This window comes from Lachnoanaerobaculum gingivalis (assembly GCF_003862475.1).
GTDB lineage: Bacteria > Bacillota > Clostridia > Lachnospirales > Lachnospiraceae > Lachnoanaerobaculum > Lachnoanaerobaculum gingivalis.
Genome location: NZ_RRCO01000001.1, coordinates 784,389 through 804,064 on the forward strand (window position 1 = coordinate 784,389; position 19,676 = coordinate 804,064).

Sequence of the window (19,676 nt, forward strand, 5' to 3'; positions counted from 1 at the left end):
CCTCTTTCTATATACAATACTTTTGCAAATCTTCAAAGCTTTCCAAACTGTAACTCACATCCTCAATCCCCTTTGCATCACCAATTCCGGCAACATCCATTCCGGCTCTTTTTGCCCCTTCTACCCCGGAAGCCGCATCCTCGACTACCAGACAATCATTTGGTAAAAGTTTCAGACCTATACCCGCTTTTTCAAACACTTCTTTGTCAGGCTTTGAATGTGTAATATCATTACCGTCCACTATAATATCAAAAAAATCTATAAGATTTAATTTTGAGAGTATCAGTCTTGCATTTTTACTTGATGAGGCTATAGCTGTTTTATAACCTCTTTCTTTTAAAATATCCAAGGTATCTTTTACCTTTTTATCGAGGTCTTTCTCACTCATCTCATTTAAAAGTTCTTTATACAGTTCATTTTTTTTATTTGCAAACTCTTCTTTTTCTTTATCGCTGTATGCCTTATCGGATCTTTCAAGTATAATCTCCAGACTCTCCATACGGCTTACTCCTCTGAGTCTGTTATTTATTTCTTCATCAAAATATATACCCAAGCCGTCTGCCATGTTTTTCCATGCCATATAGTGATACCTGTCTGTGTGACATATTACTCCGTCAAGGTCGAATATTATACCTTTATATTTTCTTTCCATTACTACTCCTAAACCGATATTATTGAATAATCAGTTTCTCTCCTTTTACATAAATTTCTATGCTTTTACCGTCAAGTTTTTTAACTCTTACCTGATTGTCCTTTTCTACTCTGACTCTTAATCTCGCGCCCTGATATACCAGTGGAAATTCTAAGAAATCCCAGTCTTTCGGCAGGCACGGTTCTATACTTAAGCCCTTACTCTCAACAGTCACACCGCCAAATCCGAATACATATGCGGCCCATATTCCACCTATTGAAGCACTGTGTATTCCCTCATCCGATGACTTCATATTTGATCCCAAATCAACACTTATCGCACCCTTAAAGAGCTTATATGACATTTCCTCAAAGTCAAATTCATTTGCCAAAATAGCATGTGTTGACTTACTCAGTGAAGAGTCATGTAAGGTCTTATCCTCATAGAAAATAAAATTCTTTTTTCTTGTTTCATGGTCAAATAAATCTCTGAACAAATACAAAAGCATAACCGTATCAGACTGTTTTGAAACCATGTACTCATTTAGCTGTTTTGTATTATAGTCATTGTAGATTCCCAATACTTCATCAGAGTTTTTATATTTACTTATATCAAGCTTTTTTAATCCTAAGAATGTGTCCGACTGTGGAATTATACCTTCTTCATTTGGTAGAGGTAAGTAAAGTTTCGGCAATTTCTTTTCTATGCAATCCTTTATATATTTTAAATCAAGTTTGGAATCTAAAATATCAAAAAGTTTCTTATTCTCAGTTTTTAGATATTCAGACTTTTCGATTGCAAGTCTCATGGTGTAAGCCGCCATATAATTGGTGTAAGCATTATTATCTACATGTTCCTTATACTCATCAGGTCCTATGACATTTCTTATCTCATATCTGTCTTTGTCTGCAATATATTCAAGTCTGCTTGCCCAAAAAAGTGCGGCTTCAAATATTATCTCATATCCGTACTTTTCCATATAATCATTATCATTTGTAACTCTGTAATAATTATCTATCGCATACACTATATCGGCTGTTATATGATGCTCTATAATTCCGGTCCAAACCTTTGTTATTTCACCTGTCACTATATCGGCTCCCATATAAAGAGGAGTCACCTCTCCGTCATCTACCCATGCACACTCCCATGGATACATTGCTCCTTCATAGCCGTTTTCTTTGGCTTTCAGTCTTGCACCGTAAAGATTATGATATCTGTATTCCAGAAGTGTCCTTGCAATTTCAGGATGTGTATATGTAAAATAAGGCAGTATGAAAAGCTCGGTATCCCAGAAAGAATGTCCCTTATATCCTTCACCGCTCAGAGCCTTTGCACCTATTCCAACCCTGTTATCATCCGCTTTTACCATAATCCTTAAATGATATAGAGCAAAATTTATTGAAGTTTTTACATATATATCATCTGTACCTATATCTATTTTGCTTTTTTCAAAGTAATCTTGCCATTTTGCTCCGCTTCTTTTAAAAAGCTCATTATAACTTTGAACTTCCAGCTCTCTTATAAGCTTTGCAGACTCTTTTTTTATTTCATCAAGCCTTTTTTCGATTTTTAAATGTGCATATTCCTTATCTCTTTCAGAAAAGAATACTGATTTTTTCTCAAACTCAAGCTTTTCATTTGCTTTAATTTTTAAACTGTATTTATTTGCAAGAGTTCTTCTTCCCATAACAGGTATTATCAAAGCTTCTTTATTAAGGCTGCAAACAGCACCTTGAATGACCTTTACATGTGACTGAGTTGTTTTTGCAATATATTCCATATACTTACCGTCATACACTCGTCTTTGTATATCCTCAAAATGCATAGCCCCGCTATTTGTTACAGAACCGTCTATTCCGCTCTCAATAATAATATTTGCATCTTGATCACAGAGCAGTTCGACTTTTTGTACAAAGATATGCTCATTATCAAGAGACACAAAACGCCTGAACATAAGATCAAGCTTTATTCCCTTTGGACTTTCCCATTTAACGATTCTTGTACTCTCGCCTGTAGTTAAGTCGAGGCTTCTCTCATAAGAAGATATCTTTCCCTCTGTAAGGCTGAACTCTTCTTCGTTTACAATGATTTTAACGGCACTTGCATCCGCAATATTCGGAAGTTCCGTTACTTCCTCCTTTGATGCCTTATTAAATGTACCTGTTATAAAAGTATCTCTTATTTCGCCTACATAGTGCTCTTCGAGTGCATTTCTGATTCCCAGATACCCGTTTCCCTGTGTAAATATTGCTTCAAATTTATTTATGTTTTTTCTCTCAAAAAAACATTCTTTGATTACTGTGCCCTTATATTCCAACTGCTGCATAATTATCCTCTCTAACCCTTTATTCCTGAACTTGCTACAGACGCCTGCACCTGCTCTTGTGCCAAAATATACAGTACTATTCCCGGAAGTATAACTACTGTTAAAGCCGCAAAAAGCCTTGGATAGTTATATGAAAATGCCTCAGTAAAAAACTGCAGTGCCAGCGGTAAAGTCCTTGTAGCGTCTGATGATGTAAGTATGGAAGCATAGAAGTATTCATTCCAGTTTCCTAAAAACATTAAAATCCCTGCTGTTGCAAGTCCACCCTTTGCAAGCGGTAAATTAATCTTCCAGAATACCGTAAAAAAGTTTGCACCTTCTATTACTGCGGCTTCATCCAAAGATTTGGGAACAGCCATAAATGCAGGTTTTAATATAAAAGTTGATATTGCAAGTCCCATGGAAATATATACCAGCGCTACTCCCCATATATTGTCATAAAGTCCAAGCTTCATGATAAGGGAAAAGATCGGTTGCGCCTTTGATTGCGCAGGCACAAGTAAAGTAACCGTATACAGTATGAAAACCAAATTTTTTCCCGGAAAATCATACTTTGCCAGTACATAGCTTCCCATAGCAAAAATTATAAGCGCTACTAAAGTTGAACTTACAGATATCAAAAATGAGTTTACAAAGTATCTCGCAAAATCATATTTTGAAAAGATATACACAAAAGGTTCAAAACTTATCTGTTTCGGTAGTGAAAAAGGATCCGATAAAATCATGGCATTATCTTTAAATGCCGACATAACCACCCATATAATCGGAAAAATAGAAATTATCACTGTGAATAAAAGTAAAATATAAGTGAATACTTTTGATAAAATTTTTCCGCTATTTTTAAAATTCATAAAAGCCCTCCTTAATATACACTTTCATTCATTTTGAATAATTTGTTTATAAGCCAGAGTATGAAAAGTCCCAGAATAAACATTATCACGCCATTTGCATTTGCATAACCGTACTTTAAATCCATTATAGATTTTACCAGTATTACCGGTAAATTCATTGTATCATCTCCCGGTCCGCCTGCCGTAGTAAGTGCTATCTGCTCATACATTGCCACTCTTGCAGTAATTGAAGCTATAATGGATGTTCCTATCGCATTTCTACAAAGTGGAAGCTGTATATATTTTATAAGCTGAAAGTCGGAAGCACCGTCAACTCTTGCCGCTTCAAACAAATCGCTCGGTATTGCAAACAAATCATTTAATACTATCAAGGTTACAATTACCGCATAAAAAAGCCATGTCAGAGTTACAGCTATAAAGGCAAATGGCGACTGGTAAAACCACTGTATATGAAAATCCGGGTTGAACTTTCTTATAAGATTATTTATCATACCCATGTCGTCATGAAACATAAATCTGTAGATCATAGCCCATGCGGCCGCACTTATTACATTCGGTATCATAAAAACAGCTCTGGTAAATTTCCATCCGTATGGCTTTTTAAAGATGGCAAAAGCCACTAATACTCCAAAACCCACATGAAACACCGCCGCTATAATTGACCATAGCAATAAGTTTTTCAAAGAATATCTGAATGCTGTATTGCCGAACATATTTATATAGTTTGTAAAACCGATAAATTTCGGCTTATTAAATCCGTCCCATTTTGTAAATGAAGTGTAAAAAACCGTAAATATCGGCTGTATATAAAATGTTACAAACACAATGAAAGAGGGAAGTAAAAATAAATATATCCATTTATAATTTTTACGTTCAAGTTTGCTTGGCGCTATTTTCCTCTTTGAACTCATCAAAGTCCTCCTTTATTTTAAAATATGGGACTGCCGTAATAAATAAAACGACAGCCCCATACAAATATTTATTGCTTAGCTTCTTGTGCTTTCTTTGTCAGCTCGGCACAGAATTGTTCCGGTGTCAAAGAGTTATCAATCAACTTAGGAAGAAGTTTTCCAAACTCTGTATCAGCTACAGAAGCCGGTAATATATCTCCAAGAGTAGCTACGAACTTTGTATCCTTGTTCATACTCTGATCAAGTTGATATAATATATTGTTTTCTTTAAGTTTATTTAAGAAATCATCGCTGTATTCAATATTAGGCGCATTTCCACCCTCTGCCAAAATATAGGCCTCAATCTCCTCTTTTGAACCTCTAAATGCAAGGAATGCCTTTGCGGCTTCTTTTTGCTCATCGCTTGCCGCATTTGATATCCAGAAGTCTCCATATGCCTTAGGATTTGCAAGTGCAACATTTCCCGGATATATAGTTGTCTTTACATCTTTTCCGTCAAAGCCGTTACTCCACTTATCCTTTGCATCTTCATTAAACTCTGATGCCATCCAAGAACCGTTACAAATTAAAGCCGCATTATTGCTCATAAATGCATTTGCGGCATCAGCATAAGCCGCTCCTACAGTATTGCTTGATGCATTGTTTTGTAAAAGCTTTTGTAGCTTGCCTACGGCACTTACCATTACAGGTGTATTATAATCCCAAAGCTTCTCACTTGTATTATTATTTAAAAGGTCTACTCCACCTTCTTCATTTGCAATAAGAGCAGCAAGCATAAGTGATGAAGTCCATGCATTTTCAGATGTCATAAATGCAAACTTATTGTCTCCAAGACCTGAAATAAACTCATCCATACTCATATCTCTTATGTCTTTCTCAGGCTTATAAAGAGACTCATTGTAATATAATCCTATAGGTCTTAGTACTATAAGCGGATTACAAATAATCTTTCCGTCAACTGTACAAAACTCTTTTGAGCCTTCTATCCATGAAGCTGACACATCAGGATATTCCTTTGCAAATTCTGTCAAATCATATGCCATATCATTGTCAAGAATAACCTGCTTAAACCACTGTGTATCTATACCGCCCGAACCCGGTGAATGTACCAAGGTAGGAAGCTTATTCTGTCCTGCAAGCTGCTTGATTTTCTCCGCATATGAATCTTGAACAACTTCTTCAACAACTACTTTATATTTACCTGCATATTTTTCATTAAATCTTTCCACCTGCGGTAAGAAGAAAGTAGCACCTACATTCTCTCCTGCTAAATATGTAGGAATCTTAAGCTCGATTTCCTTTCCGTCAGATTCAGCCTTTGTCTCCTGTGAATTCCCTGACTCTGCAGCCTTTGAGGAGTCACCTGATGTGTTTGATGAAGCTCCTCCTCCCGAACATGCTGCAAGTCCAAAACAAAGTCCAAGTGCAAGACCTGACTTTAAAAGTTTTGTCAATCTCATTATATTTACCTCCTAAATAAAAATTATTCACCTTCTATAAGTTTATGCTTCACATATATTGTTCTTGGTTTATCTTCACCCTTTATTATTCTCATAAGTAAACGCATACCCTCATAGCCTTTTTTTACTATATTTTGATCTATTGTAGCTATTCTCGGCCTAATATAATTTAAAAGCTGTATACCGTCAAATCCTGTAACAATAAAATCCACATTTACACTGTAACCCAGATCCTCTATTGCTTTTGCAGCCGCAACAGCCATCAGATCACTCATACATACAAAAGCTCTCCCTTTGTTTTTCTTGTGCTTTTCTATATATGCCTTCACTTTTTTATAAGCCAGATTTTCATCAAATCTACAATCCAGAACATCTACCGAATTATCGGAAATACCATTATCCTTAAGCGCCTTCTTAAAACCCGAATATCTCTCATGTGTAACCGAAGCCTCGTTCTTTCCCTTTACGAGTACAAGCTGTGAAAATCCTTTTTCTATAGTATAGTTTGTAATTTCTCTGAAAGCTTCAATATCATTTGTAAGTACGGATGCTCCCATCTTTCCCTCAAGCTTTATATCTATACCTACACATGGTATATCTGTATGTTTTATTTCTTCAATATAAGGATCCCCAAGTTTTAATCCTGCAAGTATAACCCCTGACAGACTGTATTCTCTGCAAAACTCCGATAATTTCTGATTTGCCTGCATTTCGGAAGAAATACCATACATAGCTATAATCATATTCTTACCTTGTATGTATGAATTCAGACCTTTCAAAACATTACCCGTAAACTCATCCACAGGGCTGTTACTTCCTAAACCGGAGATAAGTATAGCGACATTCTCTTTTCTTTTTGATGAAAGATTTCTTGCACTTTGGCTTGGCCTGTAACCAAGCTCCTGCGCAATATCCATTATCTTCTTTCTTGTATCTTCTCTTACATCAGTATAACCGTTTAGGGCTCGCGATACTGTGCTCACGGAAACACCTGCAGCCACGGCTACTTCTTTTATAGATGCCACGCCAAAATATTCTCCAAAATTTCAAACTACAAAAACGTTTTTGGTATTTTTTATGATACTACTTATCCATAAAATAGTCAATATAATGTTAATTAATATAATTATTTTTATCATAAATTTAAAAAAGAAAAATCCCGACTGTTTGGTCGAGATCTTCTTTATATTATATATTTTTAGCCACCGGATACTCATTGCAAAGCAGTCTGTAAGGCTCTTCATCCTCTTCTATCTCAGGGAATCTGCCTATATCTTCATAGAATCTGTTATCTATATTGTCATCATTACATTGGGAAACTTCACCTATAAGCACACTTCCGCTTCCCGGCTCCACATGGAACTCATGATATTGATGCGGCCATATGGTGATGCTCTCTCCCGGCAAAAGTTTTACAAGGCTTCCCGCCTTTACATAGTATGATCTTCCGTCTGAGTTTATAAGTACATCCGAGTCGGCAAGTCCGCCTTTACCGTCATCATTATATACTTTTATAAGAAGTGTACCTCCACCTCTGTTTATGATATCCTCCGATTTAAACCAGTGGAAGTGCATAGGTGCCATCATGTCGTCTCTTAAGAACAAAAGCTTCTCTGCATATACTTTTTTATACTTCTCATTGTTTCTGTTTCCGTTTCTGAGTGTAATAAGCCCAAAACCTATCTTATCAAAATCTCCGAGTCCGAAGTCTGTGATATCCCATCCGAGCATATTATCTCTTATTTCATCATATTCATGACCCTTGTTGTCCCAATCTTTCGGTGTCCAGTTGCAAAATGGCGGCAGATGGAATCCGTTCTCCCTTATAAGCTCCTCCATCTCTCTTATGATGCTGTTAATTTGTGATCTTTTCATGTCTTTCCCCTTTCTTGTATCAAATATTTGCTCATTTGTCTTTGCAATATTCTAAGCGCATTTTCTATATCATCTCCCAGATTCAGCTTTGAAATTTTTGAATCCACCAGAGATATCGCTCCTTCATAACCGCTAAATTTCGGTTTTGCAATACCGTTTTCAAGTATATGGCATATCAGTTTTGAATCTATGATATCTTCATCTTCTTTAAATATATTCTCCGACTCCTTACTTTCCATTACTTCCTTAAGCACCGATGCTACAGGCATCTCATTATACAATGTCTGCTGTATTTCAGTATCATAGGTGAGTGTTTTTAAGAATTCCCATGCCAGCTTCTTCTTATTTGACCTTGAACTTATTGCAATATCAAGACTGTCTATCATGCTTACATTATTACCCGAATTACCTGCCGGCATAGGTATGCAATCCCATGCAAAGCCGGTGTATTTTTTTATCTTATAAGGATATGACTTATAAGTCCTATATTCGGCAAGTGACATCTGACTGAAAGCTACCTTTCCGCTGTCAAACTGCTCCTTGGTTATATTCTTATTTCCGTTTAATGATTCCAGGCTCTTTACAAATCTTATTGACTCGGCAAACTTATCTTGATTAAAATATGATTTCTTGCCGTCCTTTGAAAAAATTTCGACATCATTTGAAAGTGCCGCATTTATCCAGTCATATTTGTATATTCCAAAGTAATCCGGACTTCCGTCCAAGTCTCTGTCCAAAGTTATCATTCTGCATATTCTGTAAAAATCATCAAATGTATAGTCATTGCTTGGTATATCAACATGCAGTTTTTCAAGGAGTGTACGGTTTACAAACATAAGAGTAGGCATGGCTTCATACGGTAGTGCATATCTATGACCCGAAAAAACTCCCGAATTTGCAATCTCAGTGTAGTATTTGTTTATATCAAAACTTCTGTCTTCCATGACATATCTGTCCAGATTTTCTATAAGCCCAAGATTTATATAATTTTCAAAATCCTCATCCAGTACCATAAATATGTCCGGCATTTTGTCTTTCAATATTCTCTCAGACATCCACTCGCTATAGTCTTCCTTTTGTATTCCTCCGGAGTATTTTATTTTTACACCCTTATGCTCTTTTTCAAACTTCTCTATTGCTTTGTCTATAACTGAATAGCTTTCCTGCACCGCAACATCCCAATTGCTTCCGTTAAACATTGCAAATTCTATTACCGTGTCTTTGGGTCTGCATATATAAAAAAATATACCAATTACCGCTATAAAAAGAATTGCTGTCAAAAAAACTTTTCTATTCTTTCTCACAGTTCACCTCTGCCTATTGCCCATATAGCAAGCTGTGTCCTGTCACGAAGTTCAAGTTTATCAAGTATCGTTGATAAATAATTTCTTACCGTACCTTCGGAAAAACTCAAATCCTTTGCGATTTCTTTATTGCTCTTTCCCTTTGCCACCTCTTCTATTATGACCCATTCATTCTTTGTAAGAGTTTTTACATTCTCAGATTCTACATGTATGGCTTCATTATTTACAGCCAGTTTTGAGAAAAACTTTAAGACCTTTGAAGCGATATCGGGATTTATCATCGCCTGCCCCTGATATACCGTATTTATCGCCTCTACAAGACTGTCCATACTTATACCTTTTAAAAGATAACCGCTGGCACCGTATTTTAAAGCATTAAAAACATATTCATCATCATCAAATGTGGTGAGTATAATTATTTTTATATCCGGATAACCTTCTTTTATAATCTTTGTGCAGGACACTCCGTCAAGTCTGGGCATTCTTATATCCAGAAGTATTATGTCGGGTTTATTTTCCCTGACACTCCTTATTACCTCAAGTCCGTCGGACACGGCATCCGTTACCTCTATATCAGGTTTACTGTCAAGGATTATCTTTAAGCTTTCTCTTATCAGTTCCTGATCATCTGCAATTAAAACTTTAATCATATTCCTCTCCCCATCTTATCGGTATCATAGCTTCCACTTTAAAGCCCTCGTCACTGCCAAAATTCACCTGTCCTTTTAACATATTTACTCTTTCTCTGATATGTCTGAGTCCGAATCCCGCCTCTATTTTTTCACAACCTATTCCGTCATCACATATCAAAAGATTGATACTTCCATAGTTTTTCTTAATGGATACATCTATATTTTTTGCTTTTCCATGTCTTATGGCATTTGTAAGACTTTCCTGTACTATCCTGTATATTGCCATCTCTTCGTCTTCATCAAACTTTAAATTAATAGTATCACAGTCAAGGTTTATATTTACACCGGCAACCCTTTTTGTATTCTCTACAAGCTCTTCTATAGCATTTTTTAAATTCAGTCTTTCAGGTGCATCCGGTCTTAATGAGCTGACACTCATTCTGATATCTTTTATACCGTTTCTGCTTACCTTTGAAAGTAGATCCAGCTGATTTCTTAGAGCCGGTTTGTCATCTCCCGCCAATGCTATACAGGCATCTATACCGGCCGCAAGACCTGTAAGAGTATGACCTAAAGTATCGTGAATTTCTCTGGCAATACGGTTTCTCTCTCTGATTTCGGCAAGTCTTGCATTGTCCATCAAAGACTTCTCAAGTTCTTCATTTGTCCTTTGTAAATCTGTATTTGCTATCTCAAGTCTTTTATTCAACTCTAAATTTTTTTCTATTATCTCTTCCTTGCTTACTATTATAATAATACAGCATAATATAAAACATACAACAGTCATAAGATTTAGTGCATTGTAGATAAAGTATATTAATGTCTGTATACTCTGACTGCATACCTCTATGTAAGATGAAATATCAAAAACATTTATAAAGAGTTTTACCAGCTCATGAGTTGTTAAAAGATAGCTTATCATTGCTATAACAACCACTATCGGCATGTACTTATTTCTTTTCATATATATAAGTGCATTTGCAAAAGTCCAAAGCAATATTCCGTTATAATTAAAGTTTAACAGTATAATGCATATAAGTCCCAATACAAATTCCAAAGCAAAGGTCGCAAATATAATCCTTGTATCATTTGTAATATTGCTGTTTCTTATACAAAATGTCAGTATAAAGCATATTGATGATATAACTGTAAATATAAATATATGCAGAGTATTGCCGGGCACGTTTACCGCATTTGATAAAAACAGTTTAGCCTCATGTATACTTACAACACTTTGTGTAACTATCCATATAAAACCTGAAATCAAAATAATGGCGGCGAGAGATATTACCAGCATTGTCTCCAGCACTGTATTTATTTTTAAATTTCCTATACTTTTCATTTTATTGCCACTTCGATATATCAAATCTGGTTAAATTACCTGCATTTATCAAGTCAACATTTATATGTATATCCGATTCTATTTCCTTACCCTCCAGATAGTCATATGCCACTTTTGCGGCTTCCTTCCCCATGTATATAGGGTGCTGTGCAACCGTAGCGGTAAAAAGTCCCTGTCTTATCAGTTCTTTTGCATCCGGAGATCCGTCAACTCCGTAAATCAGAAATTTTTTCTCGCTCTTTTCTCTGAGTGCGGCAATAGCTCCTATCGCTGTAGGATCATTCAGTCCGAATATAACATCAAACTCCTTATCGCTTTTTCCCAGATATTGGCTGATTGCCTGATTTACCGTCTCTATCTCGCTTACTCCGTCTATTTCATCCACTATTTCATATTCGGGGTTGTTTGCTATGGTATCCATAAATCCCTGTCTTCTTTGTACCATGGATGAAGCTATAAGGTTTTCAACGATAAGTATCTTTGCACCTTCAGGCTTTTTTCTTATCAAATCCTGTGCCAGGAGTACTCCGGCTTCGTAATTATCCGATTGTATTGCGCTTATTACACCGATTCTGTTGTCAACATCAGTATCAATCAATATTACCGGAACTCCTCTTTTCTGACATTCAAGCAATGCACTTTCTATACCGCTCTTGTCCACGGCATTTACAAACAGAAAATCAATTCCTTCATTTAACATATCTATAATTTGAGCATTCTGTCTTTCCTGGCTTTGTGCCGGATCTCTTGTTATAAGTATATCACCGTTTGCTTCAATAGTGTCTCTTATATTCTCATTTAGCACATTAAAGTAAGGATTGTTCATTGTCATAAATGTCGATCCGAAAACAATTTTCTTGTCTTCAATTTTTAATTTAAGCAAAACTACCGATAAACACAATAAAAAAACATATGCTAAGAGCATATAAAATGCCCTTAGCCTGTTTTTGTCAATTTTTTTCATTATTTACTCTTTTTTAAATTTCTAATATAGTCGATAAATACTGCAAGTAATATTACAACACCCTTTACAACAGTTTGCCAGAAAGAGTTTACATTCATAAGGTTAAGTCCGTTACTTAAAATTCCTATGATAAGGGCACCTACCAATGTACCACCAAGCTTTCCGTATCCACCTGACATTGATGTTCCGCCGACTACTACCGCAGCTATGGCATCCATCTCGGCACCGTCACCTGCTGTAGGCTGTCCGGAATACATACGTGAAGCCAAGATAACTCCTGCAAGGCCTGCCATAAGTCCTGAATAAGTATACACCATGAATTTTACTTTTGAAACACTTATACCTGAAAACTTTGCCGCAAGTGTGTTTCCACCGACTGCGTATATATATCTACCGATTTTTGTTCTGTTCATTATAAGAACCGATATTATAAATATAATGATCATTATAATAACAGGTACAGGGAAAATACCGATGTATCCGGCACCAAGCCACTGCCATTCTTTGGATACAACTCTTACCGGTGAACCTCCTGTATAAACACCTGCAAGACCTCTTGCAATATTCATTGTTGCCAGAGTCACGATAAATGGCGGTATTGTTGTTCTTGAAATAACAATACCGTTAAATGCACCTATTACAATTCCTATGATTACTCCGATAATCATGGCAAGGTAAATATTCATGCCGTATCTGGATACACATCCTGCTGCAAATACACCTGAAAGTGCTATTACGGAACCTACCGACAAGTCAATACCACCAAGTATGATTACCATAGTCATTCCACATGCAAGAAGCATATTTGTGGATATCTGTCTAAGTACATTGAAGACATTCTTTGCTGTAGGGAATGAACTGCTTGTAGCAGGAAATACCGTAAGGAATATTGCCAGCACCAGCAATGCGATTATGATTCCCATATTCTCTTTGAAAAAATTTAACGCCTTTAAATTATTCGCTTTTTTCACTTTCTACCTCCATCATATAGCTGCCAATGCCATAATACTCTCTTGTGATATTTCTTCATGATCTATACAGCCTCTTATTGTTCCTGCCGCCATAACATATACTCTGTCGCTCATATTAATTATTTCCGGCAGTTCCGAGGATATCATAATGATTGAAACTCCACTTTTTACCAGTTCATTCATTATTTTATATATCTCTGATTTTGCTCCTACATCTATTCCTCTTGTAGGCTCATCCAAAATAAGGATTTTAGGATTTGTAGCCAGCCACCTTCCTATCATTACCTTTTGCTGATTTCCACCTGAGAGATTACCGATCACCTGCTCCTGTGAAGGTGTCTTGGTCGCCATCATGTCTATATATTTTTGGGTTATCTCAGACTCTTTTTTTGAGTTTACATTCAGATTTTTTATAAACTCATCAAGTACTTCAATAGTGGTATTGTATTTTATATCCTGTAGTAAATAAAGTCCCTGCTCTTTTCTGCTCTCAGGCACAAGTGCAAGACCGTTTTTTATCGCATCTGTCGGATTTTTTATATTTACCTTTTTTCCCTCAATGTATATATCTCCGGAAACATCCTTTGACAGTCCGAATATTGCCTGCATAGCCTCGCTTCTGCCGGCTCCTACAAGCCCTGCAAAACCTATTATCTCGCCTTTCTTTAACTCAAAGCTGACATTTTTTACCCTATCGCCATCTTTTAAATTCTCTACTTTAAGTATAACTTCCTTAGACGGCATAAAATCCCTTACATAGTAGTTTGTCAAAGTTCTTCCAACCATCATGGCTATAAGTTCGTCCTTGTTGGTCTCCTTTACAACCTTTGTTCCTACATACTCGCCGTCTCTCATTACCGTTACTCTGTCACATATTTCTTCAAGCTCGCTCATCTTATGTGATATGTAGATAATTCCGACACCCTTCTTTGTAAGATCTCTCATGATGTTAAAGAGATTTTCAACCTCTCTGTCACTTATGGAAGAGGTAGGCTCATCCATAACCAGTATCTTTGCATTTACCGATACCGCCTTTGTTATTTCCACCATCTGCTGCTTCGCTATAGGAAGATTCATAACAAGTTCTCTTGCATCTATATCCATGCCCAAATCGTCAAGTATCTTTTGAGCATCTTTTTCCATTTTTGAAATATTTACAGTAAATCCTTTCCCGGATTCTCTACCCAAATATATATTTTCCGCCACTGTCATATATGGCACCAAAACAAGTTCCTGATGTATTATCGCAATATTGTTTTTTGAGGCATCATGAACCGACTCTATCGATACTTTCTTGCCTTCGATCTCTATCTCTCCCTCATCAAGACTGTATATTCCACCAAGCACTTTTATAAGAGTTGATTTGCCGGCACCATTTTCACCCAACAGTGCATGCACTTCCCCGGACTTTAATTCGAGGTTTACTTTATCTAATGCCTTAACTCCCGGAAAGCTCTTAGATATATTTTTCATTTTCAATAAAATATTGTCTGCCACTGTTTCACCTGCTCTTATTTTCTAAATAAGGCATCCCTTGGGATGCCTTAAATTGTGTTATTTAATAATAGTTTCGCTAAATACCGCTAAAGCTTACTGCCAGCCGTCTGTTCCGTACTGTGCTACATTGTCTGCTGTGATAAGGAATGTTTCTACAGGGTATCTCTCTTCAACCTGCTTTCCTTCTACATAATCATACATAATCTTAACTGCCTTCTCTGCGATAGAAACAGGAGACTGAGCACCGGTACCCTCTATTAAAGAATTACCTGATGCAAGCTCTGACTTGATGTCAGGTGAACCGTCAACACCGTAAATCATACAATTCTTGATGCCTGCCGCATTTGCAGCCGCCAAAGCTCCTAAAGCTGTAGGATCGTTTCCACCGAAAATTGCTACTACATCAGGATTTGACTGTAAAAGGTCCTCTGCAATACCCATTGCTACCTGAAGGTTTCCCTTTGCATCCTGCTGTGCTACAACTTCAAATCCATGATCTTTTATAGCATCCATAAAACCGTTTGTTCTGTCTACAACAGACTGCATAGTAGGTGAGTCAAGAACTATAATCTTTCCCCCGTTAGGTGCCTTCTTAACAAGGTCCTCTCCAACTACTTTTCCCGCATTGTAGTTATCTGATCCTGTGTATGATACAAGATATGACATATCTCCTACTTCAGTATCAAATCCCACCATAGGAACTCCTGCATCCTTTGCAAGATCGAGTGCAGGTATGATACCCTGTGCATCAACCGGATTCATAAACAATCCGTCAAGATTCTGTGAAAGCATATCTTCAACTTGTGATATCTGCTTTGTAACATCATTTCCCGGATCTGTTACTATAAGTTCGTCACCGTTTGCCTCTACCAATTCCTTGATTTTATCCTGAATGGTAACGAAGAACGGGTTTGTTCCGTCCATACATGTGTATCCGAACTTATAATGCTTCTTCTCACCGCTTTTGCTTTCACCACTCTGTGCTGTTGTAGCAGCTTCTTTGCTTTCTCCCTCCGATGCGGCCTTTTTTTCTCCGCCTCCACAAGCTACCAAGCTACCTGCCATTACAAATGCCAATGCACCTGCCATTAATTTTCTTCTCATAAGACCTCCTCATATTACCTTTCGGTTGATATGCTAATAATATCAATAAAAGTTTTTTCACATAATTGTTTTTTGTAACGGGTATCATATGACAATTGTCATATTCTATTTTTCGTTCTTAAATACTCTTATAGCATCCCCATAAGTCTGCTTCATGCTCTCTCTTGCAGTCACAAATACATCATGTGAATACAGATTTCCGCTTGTCTCCTCAGCCATTTTTCTTATCGCATCTCCTGCAAATTTTGCCGCATATGTATAGAAGTTTATCTTTCTTACTCCACGATCAATACATCTTCTGAAGTCTTCATCACTTATGCCGGATCCTCCATGCATTACAACCGGAACTCCTGTCAGTTCTCTGATATTTTCTATTCTTTCAAAGTCAAGCTTGGGTTCACTCTTGTATATTCCGTGAACAGTTCCGAATGAAGCCGCCAGCGCATCAATGCCTGTTTCCTCTACAAAGATTTTTGCAAGCTCTGGATCCGTATATGCTCCCATAATATTATCCTCTACACCCTCGGCTCCCATAGCACCAAGCTCAGCCTCTATACTTGCGCCGTATTCGTCTGCAAGAGCCGCCGCATATCTTGTATTTGCCACATTTTCTTTAAAAGGCAATGCGGATCCGTCATACATTATTCCTGTAAATCCAAGATCCAGTGCAGTCTTTATCTCAAAAAAATTATTGCCATGATCCATATGTACACATACAGGCACCTTTGCCTCATCGGCAAGCATTACCATTATTTTTCCAATCTTTTCAAGCGGCACATATTTTCCATGTGCGGCATTGGCAAACTGTAATATTACAGGTGCATTTTCCTCCTCTGCGGCTTCTATTACAGCCATTATCCCCTCCAGTGAGGTTGCATTAAATGCAGCCACTGCCATATTTTTACTCTCTGCTATATCCAAAATATTCTTTAGTGTTATTAACATAATCTTACTCCTTTATAAAATCATGAGTTTCCCAGTTGTTTTTTATCTTTTCTTCAAGTTCCTTTATATCAATTAAGCCGCTATATGTATCATATTCCGTAATACACATCGCACCTGTACCTGCCGCTATCTCCATAGCGGATTTTGGTAAGTAGTCATTTACTATTCCGTAAATAAATGCCGCAATAGCAGTATCCCCTGCTCCTATTGCCGATTTTATCCTGTCAGGTTTAAAGCTCTTTTGAAAACATTTAAAGCTGTCCCATTCTCTGCCAAGTCCGAGCTTTTTTGAAACATCATCCGCTGTACAAAGATACATACCTGCCGCACCGCATTTTATAAGCAGTATTGAAACTCCAAATTTCATTACTTCTTTTGCAAGCGGCAACACATCATTTTCAAGGCTTAAGCACATGCAAATATCTTCTTCTCCCGCTCTTTCCAAAAGATCTTCATATGCTTCTTTATCCATCATACATAAAAGTTCTTCAATACTCGGCTCAAATACATCCACAAACGGAAGTACCTGCTTTAGAATTTCTTTCCAGTCAAGTTTTCCGGCATCACCCTCAGGGTCTATGGCTGCCACATCAAGACTTGTTATCAGTCCGGCTTCCTTTATGCTCTTATACATTTCTATAAGGTCTTTAGCATTGTTTTTATAAAATCCGGCCATTAATGTAGGATAACCGAAATGGAATAGATATCCGCTCTTTATATCTTCCATATTTAAATCCGAAAATTTAAAGGTATCGTTTGTTCCGGGGAAATGTAAGAAGCTTCTGTCAAATCCCGGTGGTGATAATACTATGGTGTACGAAGTGTCCTCACCCACAGCCTTTATAAAATTTGTCTTTGCGCCCTTTTCTTCACATTTTTCTATTATCTGACGACCGAACTCATCATCTCCGACCTTGGCAATAAGATCGACATTTGCACCGAATTTATGCAATGCCATACCTGTATTATTTACAGCTCCGCCATTTGCCACTGTTGCCCTGCCCACATTTATAAGTTTTCCGGGTTTTAAAAGCTTGCCGAAGCTTTTCCATTTTGTATCATATATTTGAGGTGTAATATCATAGGATATATGGCCTGCAACTATTATTTTTCTGTCCATATTGCCCCCTTTCAAAAATAATTTACTAAAATTCGCAAAAAAATAATAGTTACATTAGTCATTCTTTTTGACTGATATAACTATTATCTTTATTAAAGTTTATTCCATATAAATTTCCACATCGCCCATAACAAAACTGCGGTAATTACACTTATAATTATCCATCCGCCTTGCACTTTTGCCAGAGGCAAATCAACATTCATACCGAAAAATCCCGATATAACTGTAGGTATTGTCATAAGAAGTGACCATATGGTCATAATACGCATTGTTTCATTCAACTTTATATTTATCAGGTTATTGTACATACCGCTCATCTGTTCCACTATACTTGCCGACATATCAGCCATTTCACTTGCCTGCTTGGCCTCTATGTATGCATCTTCCAGCTCTTCTTTTTCTGCTTCATTACATTTTTTAATTGCCGAGGTTATCCTCATCTGCCTTATTGCAACAACATTCTGTCTTGTTGCCGCACCGAGGTATATAAGACCGACCTCAAGGTCTGAGAGATCCCAAATTCCCTGATTATTTGTGTTCATTCTAAGTCTTCTGTTAAGATGTAATCTCTCTTCATTCAACTTATCAAGTATCGGTAAAAATGAATCCGCTATAACAAAAAGACTCAAGAAAAGAAGCATCATCGGACTGTTCGCCTCCTCAGCCTGTATATACTTTTCTATCTTTGGCACGATATAGTTCGTATCATAGGTAACGAACATAAATATGCTCTCTGAATTTACAAAAAACTTTATTGACCTTGTCTCATAATGTCCGTTGCTTTGTGTAAATGCCGGCACATGTATTACCACAAGCAGATTTTTTCCGTCATATTCCACTCTTGCTCTTTCATTTGAGTCAAGAACATACTTTGCCATTTCCTCCGTCAAATCAAATTTTGTTTCTAAAGTCTGCACATCGGTAATATTACTGACATCTACGACTCTCCAATAATACTTTTTTCCCTCTTCTCCCAGATACATCTGCATTTAATTATCCTCAAAGCTCTTAGCTGTTTCTATCTATATTCTTTATACCATTTATCTTCAACCGTGATATACTTTATTTTTTCCAAAAATAATTGTTCTATATTTGCATTGGTCTCTTCCACCAGCTTTTTTTGTAATCTCTCATACCTACTGTCTTCAAATATAAAGCTTATATTTACCATCTCGTCAAATACGGTATCCTCTATAACTATATTTTCGCTCTCTGCAATATATTTTATTTTTCCGTAAAAATCATATCCGAATCTGTACTTTGCTCTGAAACCGCTTCTAATCTCTCCACTTTTACTTTTATTAAGCCCTTCTATCACTGCTCCCTGATAAGCACGGATAAGTCCGCCCACTCCAAGCAAAGTTCCGCCAAAATATCTTGTTACCACTGCAACTATATCAAAATATCCCTGATTTTCCAATACCTCCATCATGGGCATTCCTGCGCTTCTTTGCGGTTCTCCGTCATCAGAGCATTTTTTCTTATTTCCATCCTCTCCTATAATATAGGCATAGCAATTATGCCTTGCATCATAGTATTTTTTCTTTATCTTATCTATAAATTCCAAAGCCTCTTCCTCAGAACCCACCGCCGCTATATTGGCTATAAATCTTGATTTCTTCTCAACAATCTCCGCTTCTTTGCTTTCCAGAATGATTTTCATAGATTTCTCCCCTGTTTTTTAATATAATCATATATCATTCTATTCACCTCATATTTTTGAACAAGGTATTTTCTCTT

The 19,676-nt window shown here is 36.8% G+C and carries 18 protein-coding genes; all 18 read right to left on the reverse strand.

The annotated features are described in order from the left end of the window. Positions 1-7: 7 nt before the first annotated feature. On the reverse strand, positions 8-652 hold the full coding sequence (gene pgmB / locus EHV10_RS03635) for a beta-phosphoglucomutase (RefSeq protein ID WP_128673441.1): 645 nt from the start codon (positions 650-652) through the stop codon (positions 8-10). A gap of 19 nt (positions 653-671) precedes the next feature. After that, entirely contained in the window at positions 672-2,960 is a 2,289-nt protein-coding gene (locus EHV10_RS03640) for a glycoside hydrolase family 65 protein (protein WP_128673442.1), read from the reverse strand. An 11-nt stretch (positions 2,961-2,971) separates the two neighbouring features. Beyond that, the gene (locus tag EHV10_RS03645; protein WP_128673443.1) at positions 2,972-3,811 is read right to left on the reverse strand and encodes a carbohydrate ABC transporter permease; all 840 of its coding nucleotides are present in this window, start codon (positions 3,809-3,811) and stop codon (positions 2,972-2,974) included. Between the two features lie 11 nt (positions 3,812-3,822). Next, the gene (locus EHV10_RS03650; RefSeq protein WP_128673444.1) at positions 3,823-4,722 is read right to left on the reverse strand and encodes a carbohydrate ABC transporter permease; all 900 of its coding nucleotides are present in this window, start codon (positions 4,720-4,722) and stop codon (positions 3,823-3,825) included. 68 nt (positions 4,723-4,790) lie between these two features. Beyond that, positions 4,791-6,182, reverse strand: a complete 1,392-nt coding sequence (locus EHV10_RS03655; RefSeq protein ID WP_128673445.1) for an ABC transporter substrate-binding protein — start codon at positions 6,180-6,182, stop codon at positions 4,791-4,793. A 23-nt stretch (positions 6,183-6,205) separates the two neighbouring features. After that, a complete protein-coding gene (locus EHV10_RS03660) occupies positions 6,206-7,207 on the reverse strand; it encodes a LacI family DNA-binding transcriptional regulator (RefSeq protein ID WP_128673446.1) in 1,002 nt (333 codons plus the stop codon). Positions 7,208-7,370: 163 nt separating this feature from the next. Further along, complete coding sequence (locus EHV10_RS03665; RefSeq protein ID WP_128673447.1) at positions 7,371-8,057, reverse strand: D-lyxose/D-mannose family sugar isomerase; 687 nt, start codon at positions 8,055-8,057, stop codon at positions 7,371-7,373. After that, on the reverse strand, positions 8,054-9,361 hold the full coding sequence (locus tag EHV10_RS03670; RefSeq protein ID WP_128673448.1) for an ABC transporter substrate-binding protein: 1,308 nt from the start codon (positions 9,359-9,361) through the stop codon (positions 8,054-8,056). The genes EHV10_RS03665 and EHV10_RS03670 overlap by 4 nt, the downstream gene beginning before the upstream one ends. Next, positions 9,358-10,011, reverse strand: a complete 654-nt coding sequence (locus tag EHV10_RS03675) for a response regulator transcription factor (RefSeq protein WP_128673449.1) — start codon at positions 10,009-10,011, stop codon at positions 9,358-9,360. Before EHV10_RS03675 ends, EHV10_RS03670 begins: the two co-directional genes overlap by 4 nt. Further along, positions 10,004-11,335 (reverse strand): sensor histidine kinase, encoded by a 1,332-nt coding sequence (locus tag EHV10_RS03680; RefSeq protein ID WP_128673450.1) that lies wholly within the window; start codon positions 11,333-11,335, stop codon positions 10,004-10,006. Before EHV10_RS03680 ends, EHV10_RS03675 begins: the two co-directional genes overlap by 8 nt. A gap of 1 nt (position 11,336) precedes the next feature. Continuing rightward, entirely contained in the window at positions 11,337-12,299 is a 963-nt protein-coding gene (locus EHV10_RS03685; protein WP_128673451.1) for a sugar ABC transporter substrate-binding protein, read from the reverse strand. Next, a complete protein-coding gene (locus EHV10_RS03690; RefSeq protein ID WP_128673452.1) occupies positions 12,299-13,270 on the reverse strand; it encodes an ABC transporter permease in 972 nt (323 codons plus the stop codon). The genes EHV10_RS03685 and EHV10_RS03690 overlap by 1 nt, the downstream gene beginning before the upstream one ends. Positions 13,271-13,282: 12 nt before the next feature. Next, positions 13,283-14,767 carry a sugar ABC transporter ATP-binding protein gene (locus EHV10_RS03695; protein WP_128673453.1) on the reverse strand — a complete coding sequence of 495 codons (1,485 nt, stop codon included), beginning with the start codon at positions 14,765-14,767 and terminating at the stop codon, positions 13,283-13,285. 93 nt (positions 14,768-14,860) lie between these two features. Continuing rightward, positions 14,861-15,871, reverse strand: coding sequence for a sugar ABC transporter substrate-binding protein (locus EHV10_RS03700; RefSeq protein WP_128673454.1), 1,011 nt, complete (start codon positions 15,869-15,871; stop codon positions 14,861-14,863). A gap of 105 nt (positions 15,872-15,976) precedes the next feature. Then, the gene (locus EHV10_RS03705) at positions 15,977-16,816 is read right to left on the reverse strand and encodes a class II fructose-bisphosphate aldolase (RefSeq protein WP_128673455.1); all 840 of its coding nucleotides are present in this window, start codon (positions 16,814-16,816) and stop codon (positions 15,977-15,979) included. 4 nt (positions 16,817-16,820) lie between these two features. Next, positions 16,821-17,936: a carbohydrate kinase family protein gene (locus tag EHV10_RS03710; protein ID WP_128673456.1), complete on the reverse strand. Its 1,116-nt coding sequence runs from the start codon at positions 17,934-17,936 to the stop codon at positions 16,821-16,823. A 92-nt stretch (positions 17,937-18,028) separates the two neighbouring features. Next, a complete protein-coding gene (locus EHV10_RS03715; protein ID WP_128673457.1) occupies positions 18,029-18,925 on the reverse strand; it encodes a magnesium transporter CorA family protein in 897 nt (298 codons plus the stop codon). 29 nt (positions 18,926-18,954) lie between these two features. Then, positions 18,955-19,599, reverse strand: coding sequence for an IMPACT family protein (locus tag EHV10_RS03720; RefSeq protein WP_128673458.1), 645 nt, complete (start codon positions 19,597-19,599; stop codon positions 18,955-18,957). Between the last annotated feature and the right edge of the window lie 77 nt (positions 19,600-19,676).

What these genes read in the sequence shown, in the direction of transcription:
- EHV10_RS03655 (WP_128673445.1), bottom strand. Translation starts at nt 6,182, where the DNA reads ATGAGATTGACAAAACTTTTAAAGTCAGGTCTTGCACTTGGACTTTGT.
- EHV10_RS03715 (WP_128673457.1), bottom strand. Translation starts at nt 18,925, where the DNA reads ATGCAGATGTATCTGGGAGAAGAGGGAAAAAAGTATTATTGGAGAGTC.
- EHV10_RS03675 (WP_128673449.1), bottom strand. Translation starts at nt 10,011, where the DNA reads ATGATTAAAGTTTTAATTGCAGATGATCAGGAACTGATAAGAGAAAGC.
- EHV10_RS03700 (WP_128673454.1), bottom strand. Translation starts at nt 15,871, where the DNA reads ATGAGAAGAAAATTAATGGCAGGTGCATTGGCATTTGTAATGGCAGGT.
- EHV10_RS03710 (WP_128673456.1), bottom strand. Translation starts at nt 17,936, where the DNA reads ATGGACAGAAAAATAATAGTTGCAGGCCATATATCCTATGATATTACA.
- EHV10_RS03705 (WP_128673455.1), bottom strand. Translation starts at nt 16,816, where the DNA reads ATGTTAATAACACTAAAGAATATTTTGGATATAGCAGAGAGTAAAAAT.
- EHV10_RS03645 (WP_128673443.1), bottom strand. Translation starts at nt 3,811, where the DNA reads ATGAATTTTAAAAATAGCGGAAAAATTTTATCAAAAGTATTCACTTAT.
- EHV10_RS03665 (WP_128673447.1), bottom strand. Translation starts at nt 8,057, where the DNA reads ATGAAAAGATCACAAATTAACAGCATCATAAGAGAGATGGAGGAGCTT.
- EHV10_RS03685 (WP_128673451.1), bottom strand. Translation starts at nt 12,299, where the DNA reads ATGAAAAAAATTGACAAAAACAGGCTAAGGGCATTTTATATGCTCTTA.
- EHV10_RS03720 (WP_128673458.1), bottom strand. Translation starts at nt 19,599, where the DNA reads ATGAAAATCATTCTGGAAAGCAAAGAAGCGGAGATTGTTGAGAAGAAA.
- pgmB (WP_128673441.1), bottom strand. Translation starts at nt 652, where the DNA reads ATGGAAAGAAAATATAAAGGTATAATATTCGACCTTGACGGAGTAATA.
- EHV10_RS03680 (WP_128673450.1), bottom strand. Translation starts at nt 11,335, where the DNA reads ATGAAAAGTATAGGAAATTTAAAAATAAATACAGTGCTGGAGACAATG.
- EHV10_RS03650 (WP_128673444.1), bottom strand. Translation starts at nt 4,722, where the DNA reads ATGAGTTCAAAGAGGAAAATAGCGCCAAGCAAACTTGAACGTAAAAAT.
- EHV10_RS03640 (WP_128673442.1), bottom strand. Translation starts at nt 2,960, where the DNA reads ATGCAGCAGTTGGAATATAAGGGCACAGTAATCAAAGAATGTTTTTTT.